The 14,949-nt window shown below is 73.4% G+C and carries 16 protein-coding genes; 8 read left to right on the plus strand and 8 right to left on the minus strand.

Features of this window, described 5'->3' with window-relative positions:
• Positions 1 to 148 precede the first annotated feature (148 nt).
• The 4 genes from ABUL08_RS21450 to ABUL08_RS21465 all read left to right on the plus strand — a co-directional run bounded on the left by ABUL08_RS21450 (position 149) and on the right by ABUL08_RS21465 (position 4,938).
• Entirely contained in the window at positions 149 to 1,255 is a 1,107-nt protein-coding gene (locus tag ABUL08_RS21450) for a citrate synthase 2 (protein WP_350931750.1), read from the plus strand.
• 243 nt (positions 1,256 to 1,498) lie between these two features.
• On the plus strand, positions 1,499 to 2,626 hold the full coding sequence (gene serC / locus ABUL08_RS21455; RefSeq protein WP_350931751.1) for a phosphoserine transaminase: 1,128 nt from the start codon (positions 1,499 to 1,501) through the stop codon (positions 2,624 to 2,626).
• 187 nt (positions 2,627 to 2,813) lie between these two features.
• Complete coding sequence (gene sepH, locus ABUL08_RS21460; protein WP_350931752.1) at positions 2,814 to 3,890, plus strand: septation protein SepH; 1,077 nt, start codon at positions 2,814 to 2,816, stop codon at positions 3,888 to 3,890.
• 61 nt (positions 3,891 to 3,951) lie between these two features.
• On the plus strand, positions 3,952 to 4,938 hold the full coding sequence (locus ABUL08_RS21465) for an aldo/keto reductase (protein WP_350931754.1): 987 nt from the start codon (positions 3,952 to 3,954) through the stop codon (positions 4,936 to 4,938).
• A gap of 49 nt (positions 4,939 to 4,987) precedes the next feature.
• On the opposite strand, the gene thpR is transcribed toward ABUL08_RS21465, so the two are convergent.
• From thpR to ABUL08_RS21485, 4 genes are all read right to left on the minus strand, one after another.
• Positions 4,988 to 5,566 (minus strand): RNA 2',3'-cyclic phosphodiesterase, encoded by a 579-nt coding sequence (gene thpR, locus ABUL08_RS21470; RefSeq protein ID WP_350931755.1) that lies wholly within the window; start codon positions 5,564 to 5,566, stop codon positions 4,988 to 4,990.
• Positions 5,567 to 5,578: 12 nt separating this feature from the next.
• Positions 5,579 to 6,088, minus strand: coding sequence for a hypothetical protein (locus ABUL08_RS21475; RefSeq protein ID WP_350931756.1), 510 nt, complete (start codon positions 6,086 to 6,088; stop codon positions 5,579 to 5,581).
• A gap of 118 nt (positions 6,089 to 6,206) precedes the next feature.
• Positions 6,207 to 7,487, minus strand: coding sequence for an MFS transporter (locus tag ABUL08_RS21480; RefSeq protein WP_350931758.1), 1,281 nt, complete (start codon positions 7,485 to 7,487; stop codon positions 6,207 to 6,209).
• A 72-nt stretch (positions 7,488 to 7,559) separates the two neighbouring features.
• Positions 7,560 to 8,009: a MarR family winged helix-turn-helix transcriptional regulator gene (locus tag ABUL08_RS21485; protein ID WP_350931759.1), complete on the minus strand. Its 450-nt coding sequence runs from the start codon at positions 8,007 to 8,009 to the stop codon at positions 7,560 to 7,562.
• A 158-nt stretch (positions 8,010 to 8,167) separates the two neighbouring features.
• Here ABUL08_RS21485 and ABUL08_RS21490 point away from each other — a divergent pair, with 158 nt between their 5' ends.
• Positions 8,168 to 8,425 carry a DUF2530 domain-containing protein gene (locus ABUL08_RS21490; protein WP_350931760.1) on the plus strand — a complete coding sequence of 86 codons (258 nt, stop codon included), beginning with the start codon at positions 8,168 to 8,170 and terminating at the stop codon, positions 8,423 to 8,425.
• A 21-nt stretch (positions 8,426 to 8,446) separates the two neighbouring features.
• Here ABUL08_RS21490 and ABUL08_RS21495 read toward each other — a convergent pair whose 3' ends face one another.
• Positions 8,447 to 9,286 (minus strand): DUF3027 domain-containing protein, encoded by an 840-nt coding sequence (locus ABUL08_RS21495; RefSeq protein WP_350931761.1) that lies wholly within the window; start codon positions 9,284 to 9,286, stop codon positions 8,447 to 8,449.
• 87 nt (positions 9,287 to 9,373) lie between these two features.
• Between ABUL08_RS21495 and ABUL08_RS21500 the strand changes: the two genes are divergently transcribed.
• Together ABUL08_RS21500 and ABUL08_RS21505 are read left to right on the plus strand one after the other, a co-directional pair.
• A complete protein-coding gene (locus ABUL08_RS21500) occupies positions 9,374 to 11,005 on the plus strand; it encodes an MFS transporter (protein ID WP_350931762.1) in 1,632 nt (543 codons plus the stop codon).
• Positions 11,002 to 11,652, plus strand: a complete 651-nt coding sequence (locus ABUL08_RS21505) for a futalosine hydrolase (protein WP_350931763.1) — start codon at positions 11,002 to 11,004, stop codon at positions 11,650 to 11,652. Before ABUL08_RS21500 ends, ABUL08_RS21505 begins: the two co-directional genes overlap by 4 nt.
• Here the strand turns inward: ABUL08_RS21505 and ABUL08_RS21510 are convergent.
• Positions 11,624 to 12,568: a GNAT family N-acetyltransferase gene (locus tag ABUL08_RS21510; protein ID WP_350931765.1), complete on the minus strand. Its 945-nt coding sequence runs from the start codon at positions 12,566 to 12,568 to the stop codon at positions 11,624 to 11,626. The genes ABUL08_RS21505 and ABUL08_RS21510 overlap by 29 nt on opposite strands.
• 470 nt (positions 12,569 to 13,038) lie before the next feature.
• Here ABUL08_RS21510 and ABUL08_RS21515 point away from each other — a divergent pair, with 470 nt between their 5' ends.
• Positions 13,039 to 13,869: a 1,4-dihydroxy-6-naphthoate synthase gene (locus ABUL08_RS21515; RefSeq protein ID WP_350931766.1), complete on the plus strand. Its 831-nt coding sequence runs from the start codon at positions 13,039 to 13,041 to the stop codon at positions 13,867 to 13,869.
• Here the strand turns inward: ABUL08_RS21515 and ABUL08_RS21520 are convergent.
• Positions 13,830 to 14,216 (minus strand): cold-shock protein, encoded by a 387-nt coding sequence (locus tag ABUL08_RS21520; RefSeq protein ID WP_242796187.1) that lies wholly within the window; start codon positions 14,214 to 14,216, stop codon positions 13,830 to 13,832. The two genes, ABUL08_RS21515 and ABUL08_RS21520, sit on opposite strands and share 40 nt — an antisense overlap.
• Before the next feature lie 27 nt (positions 14,217 to 14,243).
• Entirely contained in the window at positions 14,244 to 14,867 is a 624-nt protein-coding gene (locus ABUL08_RS21525) for an HAD family hydrolase (protein WP_350931767.1), read from the minus strand.
• Positions 14,868 to 14,949: the final 82 nt, after the last annotated feature.

The raw sequence follows: 14,949 nt of genomic DNA on the forward strand, positions 1-14,949 counted from the left end.
GGGGATGTCGCGTGCAGCACAGTCGCACTGGGTCGCGCACTCGGTTACCCAGCAGGCAAGATGGCACGAACACATCCCTGAGGGTCGCCTAAGGTGTCGGGCCGGACGAGCCCGCTCGGGCGCACCGAGCCGGAAGCCAGGAGACGACATGTCCGACTTCAAACCGGGCCTGGAGGGCGTCGTAGCCTTCGAGACCGAGATCGCCGAACCGGACCGCGCGGGTGGCGCGCTGCGCTATCGCGGTGTCGACATCGAGGATCTGATCGGTCAGGTCTCCTTCGGCAACGTCTGGGCGCTGCTGGTCGACGGGCGGTTCGGCCCGGGCCTGCCGCCGGCCGAGCCGTTCCCGGTGCCGGTGCACTCCGGTGACATCCGGGTCGACGTGCAGTCCGCCGTCGCCATGCTGGCCCCGTACTGGGGGCTCAGCCAGCTGCTCGACATCTCCGACGAGCAGGCCCGCGAGGACCTGGCCCGGGTGTCGGTCACCGCGCTCTCCTTCGTCGCCCAGTCCGCCCGCGGCCTCGGCCTGCCGGCGGTGCCGCAGAAGGAGATCGACAAGGCGGAGACGATCGTCGAGCGCTTCATGAAGCGCTGGCGGGGCGAGCCCGACCCGCGGCACGTCAAGGCCGTCGACGCGTACTTCATCTCGGCCGCCGAGCACGGCCTGAACGCCTCCACCTTCACCGCCCGGATCGTCGCCTCCACCGGCGCCGACGCCGCGGCCTGCATCTCGTCGGGCATCGGCGCCCTCTCCGGCCCGCTGCACGGCGGCGCCCCCTCCCGGGTGCTCACCATGCTGGAGGCCGTCGAGCGCAGCGGCGACGCCGAGGGGTACGTCAAGGGCGTCCTCGACCGCGGTGAGCGGCTGATGGGCTTCGGGCACCGGGTCTACCGGGCCGAGGACCCGCGCGCCCGCGTGCTGCGCCGCACCGCCAAGGAGCTGGGCGCGCCCCGCTTCGAGATCGCCGAGGCGCTGGAGAAGGCCGCCCTGGCCGAGCTCCAGGCCCGCCGCCCGGACCGGGTGCTCGCCACCAACGTCGAGTTCTGGTCGGCCGTGGTGCTGGACTTCGCCGAGGTGCCGGCGCACATGTTCACCTCGATGTTCACCTGTGCCCGGATGGGCGGCTGGTCCGCGCACATCCTGGAGCAGAAGAAGCTCCAGCGGCTGGTCCGCCCGTCGGCCCGCTACGTCGGCCCGGGCACCCGCAAGCCGCAGCAGGTCGAGGGCTGGAACGCCATCCCGCACGGCGTCTGATCCCGTACGACCCGCCGAGGGCCCCGTCCGCGCGGACGGGGCCCTTCGCTGTGGCGCACGACTCAGCGCCGGAGGTGGGACCACCGGCCCGGCCGGGGTGTCCGGGTGCGAGGATGAAGGCCGGCAGTGTCGCCGGACCGGGCTCGGATCCCGGCCGCGCCGTGTGCCTCGCGCACGCGTCCGCCGTCGGTCCGCGCCCGCTGAAGGGCCCGCCCTCACCCATGCGGAAGGATCTCGACCACCGTGGCTGACGCACCGACCATCCGGATTCCCGACGACATCAAGCCCGCCGACGGGCGGTTCGGCTGCGGGCCGTCCAAGATCCGTCCGGCGGCTGTCTCCGCTCTCGCCGACGTGGCCACCAGCTTTCTGGGCACCTCGCACCGGCAGAAGACCGTCCGCGACGAGGTGGCCCGGCTGCGCCGGGGCATCGCCGAGTTCTTCTCCCTCCCCGAGGGCTACGAGGTGATCCTCAGCAACGGCGGGACCACCGCGTTCTGGGACGCCGCCACCTTCGGCCTGGTCCGCGACCGGGCCCAGTTCGCCAGCTTCGGCGAGTTCGGTGCCAAGTTCGCCAAGGCGGTCAAGGACGCACCGTTCCTCGGTGAGCCGACCGTCCGCAAGGCCGAGCCGGGCACCGCGGCGACGCTGGTCGCCGAGGCGGGCGTGGACGTCTACGGCATCCCGCAGAACGAGACCTCCACCGGCGTGGCCGCGCCCGTCCGCCGGGTGGCGGGCGCCGACGAGGGCTCGCTGCTGCTGGTCGACGCCACCTCCGCCGCCGGCGGGCTGGACGTGGATGTCGCCGAGACCGACGTCTACTACTTCGCCCCGCAGAAGTGCTTCGCCTCCGACGGTGGCCTCTGGCTGGCCCTGATGTCGCCGGCCGCGCTGGAGCGGGCCGCCGAGATCAAGGCGTCCGGCCGGTACATCCCGGCCTTCCTCGACCTGGTCACCGCGATCGACAACTCGCGGCTGGAGCAGACCTACAACACGCCCGCGCTGGCCACCATCTTCCTGGCCGCCGAGCAGACCGACTGGATGAACGCGCAGGGCGGCCTGACCTGGGCGGCCAAGCGGACCGCCGAGAGCGCCGGCATCGTGTACGGCTGGGCCGAGCGCTCGTCCTTCGCCACCCCGTTCGTGACCGACCCGGCGGTGCGCTCCAACGTGGTCGCCACGATCGACTTCGCCGACGGGGTGGACGCCGGGGCGATCGCGAAGGCGTTGCGCGCCAACGGCATCGTCGACACCGAGCCCTACCGGAAGCTGGGCCGCAACCAGCTCCGGATCGCCCTCTACCCGGCGGTCGAACCGGCCGACGTGGAGGCGCTCACCGCCTCGATCGACCACGTGGTCGAGCGGCTCTGACCGTCCGTCACGGTGGGTGGCCGGCGACCCTTCGTCGGCCACCCACCGTGATCATCGCCGCAGCTCAGTCACGACATGCGGGGTGTCGCATCCCCCACCTTCGGGTAGATGAGCGTACGGTGGTCCGAGACGCCCGGGTGGCCGGCTCGTGGCGTGACGGCCAGCGAAGCGGGACGGAGGCAACGCCATGCGCCCAGTACGCTTCGTCGCCCTCTCCGAGGACGGCCAGGCTCTGGTGCTCGCCGACGAGGTCGGGCGCCTGCTCGCCCTCCCCATCGACGAACGGATCGCCTCGGCCCTGCACGCCGAGCCGGGCGCGCCGCCGCTCGCGGTGGTGCCGAGTGCCGCCGACCTGACGCCGTCGCTCTCCCCCCGGGACATCCAGGCCCGGATCCGTTCCGGCGAGTCCGCCGAGGACGTCGCCCGGATCGCCGGCGTGCCGGTCGACCGGGTGCTGCGCTACGCGGGCCCGGTGCTCCAGGAGCGGGCCATGCTCGCCCAGCACGCACGGCGCACCCGGCTCAAGGGCGCGGAGAAGCCGACCCCGCTGGCCGAGGTGGTCAACGGCCGGCTGGCCCAGCACGGGATCGACACCGAGAAGATCTCCTGGGACGCCTACCGCCGCGACGACGGCACCTGGCGGATCGTCGCGACCTGGCCGTCCGGCAAGGCCACCGCGCAGGCGGTCTGGGACCTCGACAAGCTCCGGCAGAACGTCACCCCGCACGACGACATGGCGCAATACCTCTGCGCCGAGCGGCCCACGCCGATCCTCGGCCAGGAGCCGGCACCCGAGCGGGGCGGCCACGCGCTGCCCGGCCCGTCGCGCGGCGAGCCGAGCCGGGGCGGGCACGGCCTGCCCTCGGCGGGCGAGCACGCGCGACCCGGGCGGGACCCGATCCGGGCCGGCCGGGACGCCCTGCTCGCCTCGCTGGACCGGCCGCTGGGCTCCTCCTCCGGCCGTGGGCTCGACCCGCGTTCCCCGGCCGCGCAGGACGCGCCCCGCCAGCGGGCGGTCGGCGGTGGCGCGGCGGCACTGCTCGGCGGCGGTCAGGGCTCGGCCTTCGACGACGACTCGGACGCACCGAAGGAGGTCCCCGCCGTGCCGTCGCTCGCCGTGCTCCGGCCGCGCCGGACGGGCCAGGCGGCGGCCGCAGCCGGCGGCAGCGAGGCGACCGACGCGGCGGGCAAGCCCCGCAAGCGGCTGCCGAGCTGGGACGACGTCCTCTTCGGCAGCGGCCCGGCGGCCCGCGAGTCCTCCTGACCCAGCGGTCCACCCTGGTCGACACAAGGCACTCGAAGTGCCCGCGTGCCAGGGTGGAGCCATGGAGTACACGAACCTGGGACGCACCGGTCTGTCGGTGAGCCGGCTCTGCCTCGGCACCATGAACTTCGGTCCGCAGGCGAACGAGTCGGACAGCTTCGCCATCATGGACCGGGCGCTGGAACACGGGATCAACTTCTTCGACACCGCGAACGTCTACGGCTGGCAGCTCGGTGAGGGCGTCACCGAGCAGATCATCGGCCGCTGGCTCGCCCAGGGCGGCGGTCGCCGCGACAAGGTCGTCCTGGCCACGAAGGTCTACGGCAAGATGGGCGACTGGCCCAACGACCAGGGCCTGAGCGCCCGGCACATCATCCGGGCCTGCGAGGAGTCGCTGCGTCGCCTCCAGACCGACACCATCGACCTCTACCAGATGCACCACATCTCCCGGGCCACCCCGTGGGAGGAGATCTGGCAGGCGATGGAGACCCTGGTCGCCCAGGGCAAGGTCCTCTATGTCGGGTCGTCCAACTTCGCCGGTTGGCACATCGCGCAGGCGCAGGCGGCGGCGGGCCGGCGCAACTTCCTCGGGCTCGTCTCCGAGCAGTGCATCTACAACCTGATGACCCGGCACGTCGAGCTGGAGGTGGTCCCGGCCGCCCAGCACTTCGGCGTGGGCATCATCCCCTGGTCGCCGTTGCACGGCGGGCTGCTCGCCGGGGTGCTGCGCAAGATGGCCGAGGGCGGCGCGGCGCGCGGCACCACCGGCCGCGCCGCCGACTCGCTCGCCGAGCACCGGCCCACCATCGAGGCGTACGAGAAGCTCTGCGCGGACCTCGGCCACGACCCGGCCGATCTGGCGTTGGGCTGGCTGCTCTCCCGGCCCGGGGTGACCGCCCCGATCGTCGGCCCGCGCACCGTCGACCAGCTCGACCGTAACCTGGGCGCGCTGGAGGTGGAGCTGGACGAGGCGACGCTGAAGCGGCTGGACGAGCTCTTCCCGCCGGTCGGCAGGGGCGGCCCGGGCCCGGAGGCCTGGGCCTGGTGACGCCCCGCTCCGGCCCGGGTCCCCGCCCGGGCCGGCCGGCGGGTCGGGGTCAGATCGGCCAGGCCGCGAGGCGGTCGTAGGTGGGACGGGGGCCCTGGTGGCTGCGGACCAGCACCAGCTCGTTCGCCGGCCACTCCGGCCCGAGGTAGCCGTGCAGGGCCTCCCGGTCGGCGAGCACGTCGGCCCGGTCGATCCGGTCACCGGGCCGGGCGATGGTCAGGTGCGCCCGGAACGGTTTCTCGTCGTGCGGCAGCCGCCCCCGGCGCAGCCCGAACCGGACCAGCCGGGCCAGCACCGCCAGCGCCTCGACGTCACCCCGGACGTCCACCCAGAGCACGGTGAACCGGCCCCGGCCGAAGCTCCCCCCGCCGCCCAGGCGCAGTCGCGGTGAGCTGGCCCGACCCTCCCGGAAGGTCTGAGCGGCCAGGCCGAGCGCACTCTCCACGTCGACCAGCCGGCTCTCCTCGACCTCGCCGAGAAAGGCGAGGGTGAGGTGGGCGTTGACGGGATCGGCGAGCCGGACGTTGGTGCCGGCGTCGGCCGCCGCGCCGACCCGGAGCCGGGCCACCTCGGCGGTCAGGTCGTCGACCGCGGCCGACGGCGGATACACGGCGACGAAGAGGCGCACGCGTACATCGTCTCAGTGGTGGCGTTGCCGGTGGCCGGCGCGGGCGGCGGGCAGGGTGAGCCCGGCGGTGTGCAGCAGCCCCTCGACCCGGAGCCGTTCGATCTCCCGGTCCACCCCGGTCAGTTCGGAGAGATGCTCGGGGATGCCCAGTGCCCGGCAGGCGGCCTGGAGGCGCTCGTCGTACGCGTCGATGACCGCGCCGTGCCAGACCACCGACCGGTCGGACGCGGCGAGCCGGTGGCCGCCGAGGCGGCGCAGGTCCGTGGCGAGCTGCTCCAGCGGGCGCCGGTCGGGCCGGTCGAAGGCGGTGAGGTCGACGTCGCGGGTGAGGGCGTCGGCCTCGATCGCCCGGTCGAGGCGGGCGATGGTCCGTCGTTCCTGGCGTTGTTCCCGCCATTCGGCCCACCGGCAGGCGACCCGGTCGATGATCTCGTCGGCACAGAAGAGCAGCGCGAAGGCGGCGGGCAGGCAGCAGACGGCGAGGATCGCCAACATCAGCAGCAGACCTCGTCCGACTCCCACGTATCGACGCTAAGGGTCCGCGTGACCGCCCGCCACCCGATTGCCGACATCCGCACACGGGAAGACCGGTCCCCCGAGCGGGAAACCGGTCTCCGTGACGCTGTCGAGGGCCCTGCGCTCACTCCGGCGAGGTGACATAGAACCGGGGCATGGGCAGGAACCGGAGGCGGAGGCGGGCCCCCGAGTGGCGTAGCTGCCAGGTGAGCGCGACCAGCGCGGCGGCCAGCGAGATCAGTCCGCCGATCCAGATGCTCGCGCCGGCGCCGAAGGTCTCCGCCACCCAGCCGACGATGGGCGCGCCGACCGGGTTGGTGCCGAGGAAGACCAGCACCCAGAGGGCCATCACCCGCCCCCGGAAGGCGGCGTCGACACCGAGCTGCACCCGCTGGTTGGCGGCCTGGGCGAAGAAGACCATGAAGAACCCGGTCGGCAGCAGCAGCGCCACCACCAGCCAGTACGCCGGGGCCAGCCCGACCAGGGTGCCGAAGGTGGCGGCGCCGACGGCGGCACCGAGCACCAGCCAGACCGAGGGGCGGCTGCGTCGACCGGTACCGGCGAGGGCGCCGGTCAGCGCACCCGCCGCGAGCGCGGTGCTGAACAGGCCGAACGAGGCGGCACCGGTGTGGAAGACGGTCTTGGCCAGCGCCGCGAGGGTGAGCTGGAAGTTGAACAGGGTCATGCCGACCACCGACATCAGCGCCATCGGCAGCAGCAGGTCGGCGCGTCGCCACACGTAGCGCAGCCCGTCGATCACCTTCGCCTGGTCACGTTCGCCGACCGGCGGGAGGTCCTTGCGGTGCAGCTCGGCGGTGCGCATCCGGACCACGTTGACCAGCGGGGCGATCGAGCTGAGCGCGGTGAAGAGGAAGACCGGGCCGACGTCGAAGGCGGCGATGGCGAGGCCGGCGACCGCCGGGCCGACGATCCGGGCGGAGTTGAAGACCGCCGCGTTGAGCGACAGCGCGTTCGGCAGCAGCGACATGCCGACCAGCTCGGAGACGAACGCCTGCCGGACCGGGGTCTCCACCGCGTTGGCGACGCCGAGCAGGGCCGCGAAGGCGAAGACGTGCCAGAGCTGCACCAGCCCGGTGAGCACCAGGAGGCTCATCACCAGCGCCAGCACCGTCCAGAAGGCGTTGGCGAGGAAGAGCAGCAGGCGCTTGTCGTACCGGTCGGCGAGGCGGCCGGAGAGCAGGGTGAGCAGGAGTACGGGGGTGAACTGCAACGCGGTGACCACGCCGAGCGCGGTGGCGGAGTTGTCGGAGAGCTCGAGGACGAGCCAGTCCTGGGCGATGAACATCATCCAGACGCCGATCAGTTTGATCAGCTGCCCGGTGGCGAAGAGTCGGTAGTTGCGGACTCGTAGGGACTGGAACATCGTGCTCAGCTTCGCCTGCACTCTTGGTGCGCCTCCTCGCGGTCGTACGCGTCATCGTCAGCGGACGGCGCGGACCCGGTGGCGCGGGCGCGGTCAGGCGCGGGCGAGCTCCTCGAGGATCTCGGCGGCCCGCCGCAGCGTGTCGCGGTCACCCTCGTCGAGCGCGGCCAGGCGGCTGGCCAGCCACGAGTTGCGGGCCCGCTCGAACTGCTCGAGCACGGCCCGACCCCCCTCGGTCGGCGCCAGGATGACCTGCCGGCCGTCGGTCGGGTGGGGGGTGCGCTGCACGAGGCCGCGCTCCTCCAACTTCGCGACGATCTTGGTCATCGTCGGCGGCTGCACCCGTTCGACGTCGGCCAGTTCCCGGGGCGTCAGCGCGCCCGCCAGCTTGAGGCTGGTGAGCGCGGAGAGCTGGGTGACCGTCAGGTCGCCGACCGGGCGGGCCTGTCGGACCCGCCGGTTCAGCCGGTGGATCGCATCTCGCAGCTGAGGGGCCAGCTGCGCCGGTGGCACGCGGTTCGCCGTCACCGTCCGCTCCGTCACAATCGTTAGCTTAACTAATGAGCCTGGCTAACGACATGCGATATGAGCATGCTCACCAGGAGGTTTGTCCGAATCAACGCCGGGTAGCGCGGCGACCGTCCGGCGCATCGTCCCAGATCACCGGCGACCGGGAAAGGCCGATCGCGTACCCTTTCCCCGTGCCACAGGAGCAGCCGCCGAGGCCCGAGCCACTCGACCCGCCGATGGTCCCGTTCGCCGTCGCCGGGCTGGTCGTCTGGGCGGTGGTGGGGCTGGTGCTGTTGCTCTTCTTCCGCGGCTGGCTCACCGAGCACGGGCACCAGAACTGGCTCTGGACCTGCCTGGCCGGTTTCCTGTGGGGCTTCCCCGGGCTCGCGACGATGCTGCGACACGACGCCAACCGCCGTCGTCGGCGGGCGGCGGCCAACCGGCCCTGAGCCCGCCGCGCCACCGCACGGTCAGGGGTGGCCGTACGGCTCCGCCGGCTCGGCGGCCTCCACCGAACCGGGTACCCGGCTGACCGACATGGCCTCGACCGCGCTGTCGTCGTAGACGGTGGGCAGCTCGTCGACCGGGGTCTCGGCCGCCTCCACCAGCGTCTCCGAGTGTGCGCCGCACCCGTGGTCGGCGCTCACCACCCGGCCGTCGTCCGGCGCGTAGAAGTTGCCGCAGGCGCCGAAGGAGAGCCGCAGCGCACCAGCCAGCGGCAGATAGAAACCGCAGGTGCCGCAACGGGCGGCGGCCGGCGCGGCCACCGAGATCGCCGCGGAGGGGCCGTGGTCGCCGTCGTACCAGCGCTGGGCGGCCTCGGCGCGCCCCTCGCGGGACAGCACCCGGGGTCGGCCCAGACCGAGCTCCCACGCGGTCTCCTCGACCGCCGGGTCGTCGGAGAGCAGGTAGCCGGGGGCGAGCCGCTCGTCGTCGGCGGGCGTCGGCAGCAGGTCACCGGGGCCGAGGTCGCCCGGCTTGAGCCGCTCCTGCCAGGGCAGCCAGCCCGGCGCGAGCAGTGCGTCCGGGCCGGGGAGCAGGACCGTCTCGCAGAGCGTCACGGCGCGGCTGCGCGGCACCCGGGTGACGGTGACGGCCCAGCGCCAGCCCCGGTAACCGGCCATCAGACATTCGAAGTAGTGGGTGACGAGTCGCTCGCCCTCAGCGACGGCCTGCAGGTGGTCGCCGACGTCGGCGGGGTCCACCTCGGTGATGCCGGCGCGCGCCACCTCGACGGCGGCGGCGCAGACCTGGTCGAGACGGGCGGCACGGGCGGAGACGGGCCTGGTCACCCGACCATTGTTCCCCATGCCGGCCGCGCGTCGACAGGCACTCCCCGGAGTCGTTCTCGACAGGTGCGGGAGCGCGTCTGGATCGGATGGGCGAGGATGGTGCACATGCCGCTGTCCTCCCGCTCCGGGCGGTCCGTCCTCGGGCGGACCGTCGGCACGGGCATCCGCGCCACCCGCCTGCTGCTCCGCGGCTCGCTGAGCGGCGGACGCTGGATGACCAGACGCGCCGGGATGGCCCGGGCCCGCAGCGCCGGCAACGAGGTCGGCATGGTCCGCCTCTTCGACCTGCACGCGCTCTCCTGCGCCGGGGACACCCTGATCGCCATCGGCCTGGCGGGGACGATCTTCTTCGACGTACCGCTGGGCGAGGCGCGGAACAAGGTCGCGCTCTATCTGCTGGTGACGATGGTGCCGTTCGCCATGCTCGCCCCGGTGGTCGGGCCGCTGCTCGACCACTTCCGGCACGGCCGCCGGTACGCGCTGGCGGCCACCATGCTCGGTCGGGCGTTCCTCGCCTGGTTGATCTCCGACTACATCGGCAGCTTCGGCCTCTATCCCGCCGCGTTCGGCGTGCTCGCGCTCTCCCGGGCGTACGGGGTGGCCCGCTCGGCGGCGGTGCCCAGACTGCTGCCCGAGGGGGTCGGGCTGTCCCAGGTCGGCGCCCGGGCCAGCGTCTACGGCACGGTGGCCGGGGCGCTCGTCGCCCCGATCGGGCTCGCCGCCTTCTGGCTGGGTCCGCAGTGGCCGCTCCGGGTGGCCTCGGTGATCTTCCTGGTCGGCATGGTGATCTCCCTGCGGTTGCCGCCGCGCGCCGACTCCGAGCCGCCGGAGCGGGTGCCCCACCCGCTGCGCGCGCTGCGTCGCCGGGACGGGGAACGTCCGCTGGGCCGGGGCCGCCCGGCCGGCCGGGTGGTGATCGCCACCCTGATCGGCGCGGCGGCGCTGCGCGGCGTGTACGGCTTCCTCCTGCTCTTCCTCGCCTTCGCCGTCAAGGCCGGCGACCTCACCACCGACTTCTTCGGTCGGAGCCTGAGCGCCCAGGGTGCGCTGGGCCTGATCGGCGGCGCCCTGGCGGTGGGCAGTTTCCTGGCCACCGCGGTCGGCACCCGGCTGCGGATCCACCGCCCGACGGCGATCCAGTCCAGCGGCATGATCGTGGTGGCCGGGGTGGCGATCCTCGCCGCGCTGAAGTTCTCGCTGCCGCTGGTGGCGCTGCTCTGCCTGGTGACATCGCTGATCAGCGGAATCGCCAAGCTGGCCGTCGACGCCTCGATCCAGGAGCGGATCCCGGAGCGGTTGCGGGCCAGCTCCTTCGCGCACTCGGAGACCGCGCTGATGCTCGCCTTCGTGGCCGGCGGCGGGCTGGGACTCGTACCGTTCGACGGCCGGGTGGGCATCGCGGTCGCGGCCTGCGTGGCGGCGCTCATCGCGGCGCGCGGCGTGCTGGTCGCGGGGCGGCTGCGCGACGAACGGCTGGTGGGCCGCCCCCTCGGCGACGAGGAACTGGCCGCCGAGCAGACCGAGCGGTTCGCCGCCGGGCCGTCGGAGGCGACCGAGGAGTACGCCAACCCGGCCCCGACCTCGCCGGCCCCGCCCGGCAGCGGGACGAATGCTCCCGCGGACGACGCGGGTCTCGCCCCGCCCGGCTACCACATCTACCGACCCTCGTCGGCGGTCGGTGGGCCGGGCGGCGCGGAGGAGGAGAACCACCGGGAATCGAGAGGACCGCTCGCGTGACGGGACTGTTGGTGGTGACGGCGGTATCCGCCGAGGCGGAGGCCGTCCGGGCCGGGCTCGACGACCAGGCGGTCACCGTGCTGCCGGTCGGCGTCGGCCCCGCCGCCGCCGGCGCGGCGACCGCCCGGCTGCTCGCGCTCGCCGAGGCTGCCGGCCGCCCCTACCGGGGGGTGGTCAGCGCCGGCATCGGCGGCGGCTTCGTCGGCCGGGTGGCGGTCGGCGACACCGTGCTGGCGACCCGCAGCGTGGCCGCCGACCTGGGCGCCGAGTCACCGGAGGGCTTCATCCCGGTCGACGAGCTGGGCATGCCGCCGGAGCTGCTCGGCGTCGGCAACGCCGTACCCGCCGACCCCGGGCTGCTGGCCGCGCTGCGTACCGCGTTGCCGGGCGCGTCGGTCGGTGCGGTGCTGACGGTCAGCACGGTGACCGGCACGGCCGCCGGCACCGACGCGTTGGCGCAGCGGCACCCGGACGCCGTGGTCGAGGCCATGGAGGGGTACGGCGTGGCCGTCGCCGCCGCCCAGGCGGGCGTGCCCTTCGCCGAGCTGCGCACCGTGTCGAACCCGATCGGACCCCGTGACCGGGGAGCGTGGCGGATGAAGGAGGCCTTCGCCGCGCTCACCGAGGCGGCTCACGCCCTCCGCTGAGCGGTCGTTCCCACCGCAGCGCCGTCGGCCGGCCCCACTCCACCGCGAAACCGCAGGCGACGAGGAACCCGACGCCACCGAACTCGGCAATCGCGTGGACGGTGTCGACACCGACGCGCACCATCTCCGCGCGGAGCGCCTCGACCAGCCGGCGCCCGATGCCCAGCAGCCGGTGCTCCGCGCCCACCAGCACCCCGTCGAGCACGAGCTCCCGCCGGCCACCCAGCTCGTACCCGAGCAGCAGGTCGACGCTCCGCTCGTGCGCCCGCAGCTCCCCGACCAGCTCACCGTCGGGCAACTCGGCGACGAACCGCCACGACGTCGCCGGAAGCCCGCCGAAGTACCGCCGCAGCCGGACCTCGTGTCCGACCCGTTCGCCCCGCCGGCGCCGGTCCCGCTCGGCCCGGTCCAGGGTGTAGGTCACCGCCGGCAACGGCCTGGGCCACCTGGCGGGCGGCAGGTCGTACCAGCGCGACCACCAGGCACCGGGCCAGTCCCGTGGCTCGCGGACCGCGCGGCCGTCGAGGTGCGCGGGACAGTGCCGACCCGCCGCGTCGCGGACCGTCTCGTGCGGCACGGGCGCGAGGGGCGGCGCGGGCGGCAGAGCCCCGGTCCGGTCGGTGCTGCTGGTGTTGGTGTTGGTGTTGGTGATCGTGAGGCTTCCTCCTGCGGCTCTGAGGAGCCGTTCGAGGGTGCGGAAGCGAGGGTCCGGCGTCAAACCCGACTCCACCCGGGCGATAGTGGTCTGCGGCACCCCCGAGCGCTCAGCAAGCTCCCGTTGGCTCAGGTCGGCGTCCCGCCGCAGGGCTCGCAGCGTCGCACCCAGGTCGACCTGCGGCGAGGACTCCGTCGGCTCGGTCGGCTCGGTCGGCTCCCTCGGCTCGGTCGGCTCGGTCGGCTCGGTCGGCTCCGTCATGCCCACCATGCTCGGTGCCGCCTCGACCGCGCTCAACACCCACAGCCAGGCTGTGGAAAACCCTGTGGAAATCGACTGCGGCTGGGGACGGAACGGGTCGTCTGCCCGCTACGAACTTGATTACATCAATGGGTCAGACCCCTCTGGTGATCGGCTACTGGGAGGCGACCGCGCGGACCGGAAGCGTTTTGCCGGTCCGGTGGACGCTACTGGGAGGCGACCGCGCGGACCCGAAGCGTTCCGCCGGTCCGGTGGCCGAAGCTGGCCTCCTGGGACCCGTCGCTCCACCGCCCGCGTGACCTCCGCCGCGCGGCGCGGCACCGTGATTCATCTTTGTAATCAAGTTCGTAGCGTCGGACACGCCTGCCCCGGCCGGGCCGCAGCAGCAGGTCCACCGAGGAACGGCGACGCAGCAGAGGAGGCGATGGGGGGTCGGTGGGGTGGGATGGAGGTGGGGTTAACGTGGGGGTGTGGCGCTCTCCCTGGCGATCTCGCCCTGCCCCAACGACACGTTCGTCTTCGACGCCCTGGTGCACGGGCGGGTCCCCGGCGCGCCGCCGGTGGAGGTGACCTACGCCGACGTGGACGTCACCAACACGGCCGCCGAGCGGGGGGCGTTCGACCTGGTCAAGGTGAGTTACGCGGCGCTGCCGTGGCTGCTCGACGACTACCACCTGCTGCCCTGCGGCGGTGCGCTCGGGCGGGGCTGCGGCCCGCTGGTGCTCACCCGGGGCGACCGGGCCGACCTGGCGGGGGCGACGGTGGCGGTGCCGGGCGAGCGGACCACGGCGTACCTGCTGTTCCGGCTCTGGGCGGCGGAGCAGCCACCCGCGCGGATCGTGGTCGTGCCGTTCCACGAGATCATGCCGGGCGTCGCCGCCGGCACGTACGACGCGGGGCTGGTGATCCACGAGGCACGGTTCACCTATCCGCGGCACGGCTTGACCGCCCTGGTCGACCTCGGCGAGTGGTGGGAGGCGGACACCGGGCTGCCCATCCCGCTCGGCGCGATCCTCGCCCGCAAGGGTGCGGTGGACCCGGTCGAGGCGGCCGGCTGGATCCGCGAGTCGGTACGCCAGGCGTGGGCCGACCCGGAGGCCAGCCGGGAGTACGTGCTCACGCACGCGCAGGAGATGGAGCCCGACGTGGTGGACCGGCACATCGGCCTCTACGTCAACGAGTTCACCGCCGACCTGGGTGAGGCCGGCTTCGCCGCCGTGGAAGCGCTGCTGGGCCGGGCCGCCGACGCCGGGCTCGTCCCTCAGACCTCCAGCTCGCGGGCGACCGCGTGGACCAGCTGAGCGATCTTCTGCGCGGTCTTCTTCTCCGGGAACCGGCCCCGGCGCAGGTCCGGCTGGACCTTCGCCTCCAGCACCTTGATCATGTCCTCGACCAGGCCGTGCAGCTCCTCGGCCGGTCGGCGGCGCAGCTCCGCCACGGACGGCGGCGCCTCCAGCAGCTTGACCCCCATCGCCTGGGCGCCCCGCCGGCTGTCGACCACGCTGAAGTCGACCCGCTGACCACCCTTCAGGTCGCTGACGCCCGCCGGTAGCGCACCCTTGGGCAGGAACACGTCGCCACCCTCGTCACTGGTGACGAACCCGTAACCCTTGGCCGCGTCATACCACTTCACTCGACCCGTCGGCACCTGAAACCCCTGCTTCGCTCGACACCTCTACCGCTCCAAGGCTAGCCCGATGATCCGGTCGAGCGCCTTCGGGAATCCACCGAGATCGTCGAGCACCAGCCGCGCCCCGGCGGCCCCCAGCTCGTCTGCCGAACACGGCCCGGTCGCCACTCCCAGCCCTGGGATTCCCGCCGCCTCGGCCGCGGCCATGTCCGCCACGTGATCCCCGACGTAGAGGGTCGCGTCGTGCGCCCGCAGCGCGGTCGCCTTCTCCTCGGCGAACAGGTCCCCGGCCAGCTCGTCCACCGCCAGCCCCAGATGGTCCAGGTGCAGCTTCGCCAGCCGGCCCAGCTTCGAGGTCACCACCATCACCCGGCCGCCGCGGGCGTGCACCGCCTCGATCGCCGCCGCCGCGCCGGGCATCGGCACGGTCGGGGTGATCGCGTACGCCGGGTAGAGCTCCCGGAAGATGGTGACGGCCTCCTCCACCCGCTCAGGCGGGAACCAGTGTCCGATCTCGGTGCGCAGCGGCGGCCCCAACCGCGACACCACCAGTTCGGCGTCCACCGGCACCCCGGTTCGTGCCGTCAGCGCCCGATAGCAGGCGGCGATGCCGGGACGCGAGTCGACCAGGGTCATGTCGAGGTCGAAGCCGACCATCAGTGCGGGCATGCCGAGAACGTACCCGCACATCCCCGGCCCAGCCGGACGTCCGAGGGGCGGGACCTGCCCTCGTCGGGCTAGCGTGGAACGA

The sequence above is a fragment of the Micromonospora sp. CCTCC AA 2012012 genome (assembly GCF_040499845.1).
Taxonomy (GTDB): Bacteria; Actinomycetota; Actinomycetes; order Mycobacteriales; family Micromonosporaceae; genus Micromonospora; species Micromonospora mangrovi.

Coding starts and splice junctions, on each gene's coding strand:
- ABUL08_RS21450 (WP_350931750.1), top strand. CDS start 149: ATGTCCGACTTCAAACCGGGCCTGGAGGGCGTCGTAGCCTTCGAGACC.
- ABUL08_RS21510 (WP_350931765.1), bottom strand. CDS start 12,568: ATGACGGAGCCGACCGAGCCGACCGAGCCGACCGAGCCGAGGGAGCCG.
- ABUL08_RS21495 (WP_350931761.1), bottom strand. CDS start 9,286: ATGGGGAACAATGGTCGGGTGACCAGGCCCGTCTCCGCCCGTGCCGCC.
- ABUL08_RS21525 (WP_350931767.1), bottom strand. CDS start 14,867: ATGCCCGCACTGATGGTCGGCTTCGACCTCGACATGACCCTGGTCGAC.
- ABUL08_RS21500 (WP_350931762.1), top strand. CDS start 9,374: ATGCCGCTGTCCTCCCGCTCCGGGCGGTCCGTCCTCGGGCGGACCGTC.
- ABUL08_RS21465 (WP_350931754.1), top strand. CDS start 3,952: ATGGAGTACACGAACCTGGGACGCACCGGTCTGTCGGTGAGCCGGCTC.
- sepH (WP_350931752.1), top strand. CDS start 2,814: ATGCGCCCAGTACGCTTCGTCGCCCTCTCCGAGGACGGCCAGGCTCTG.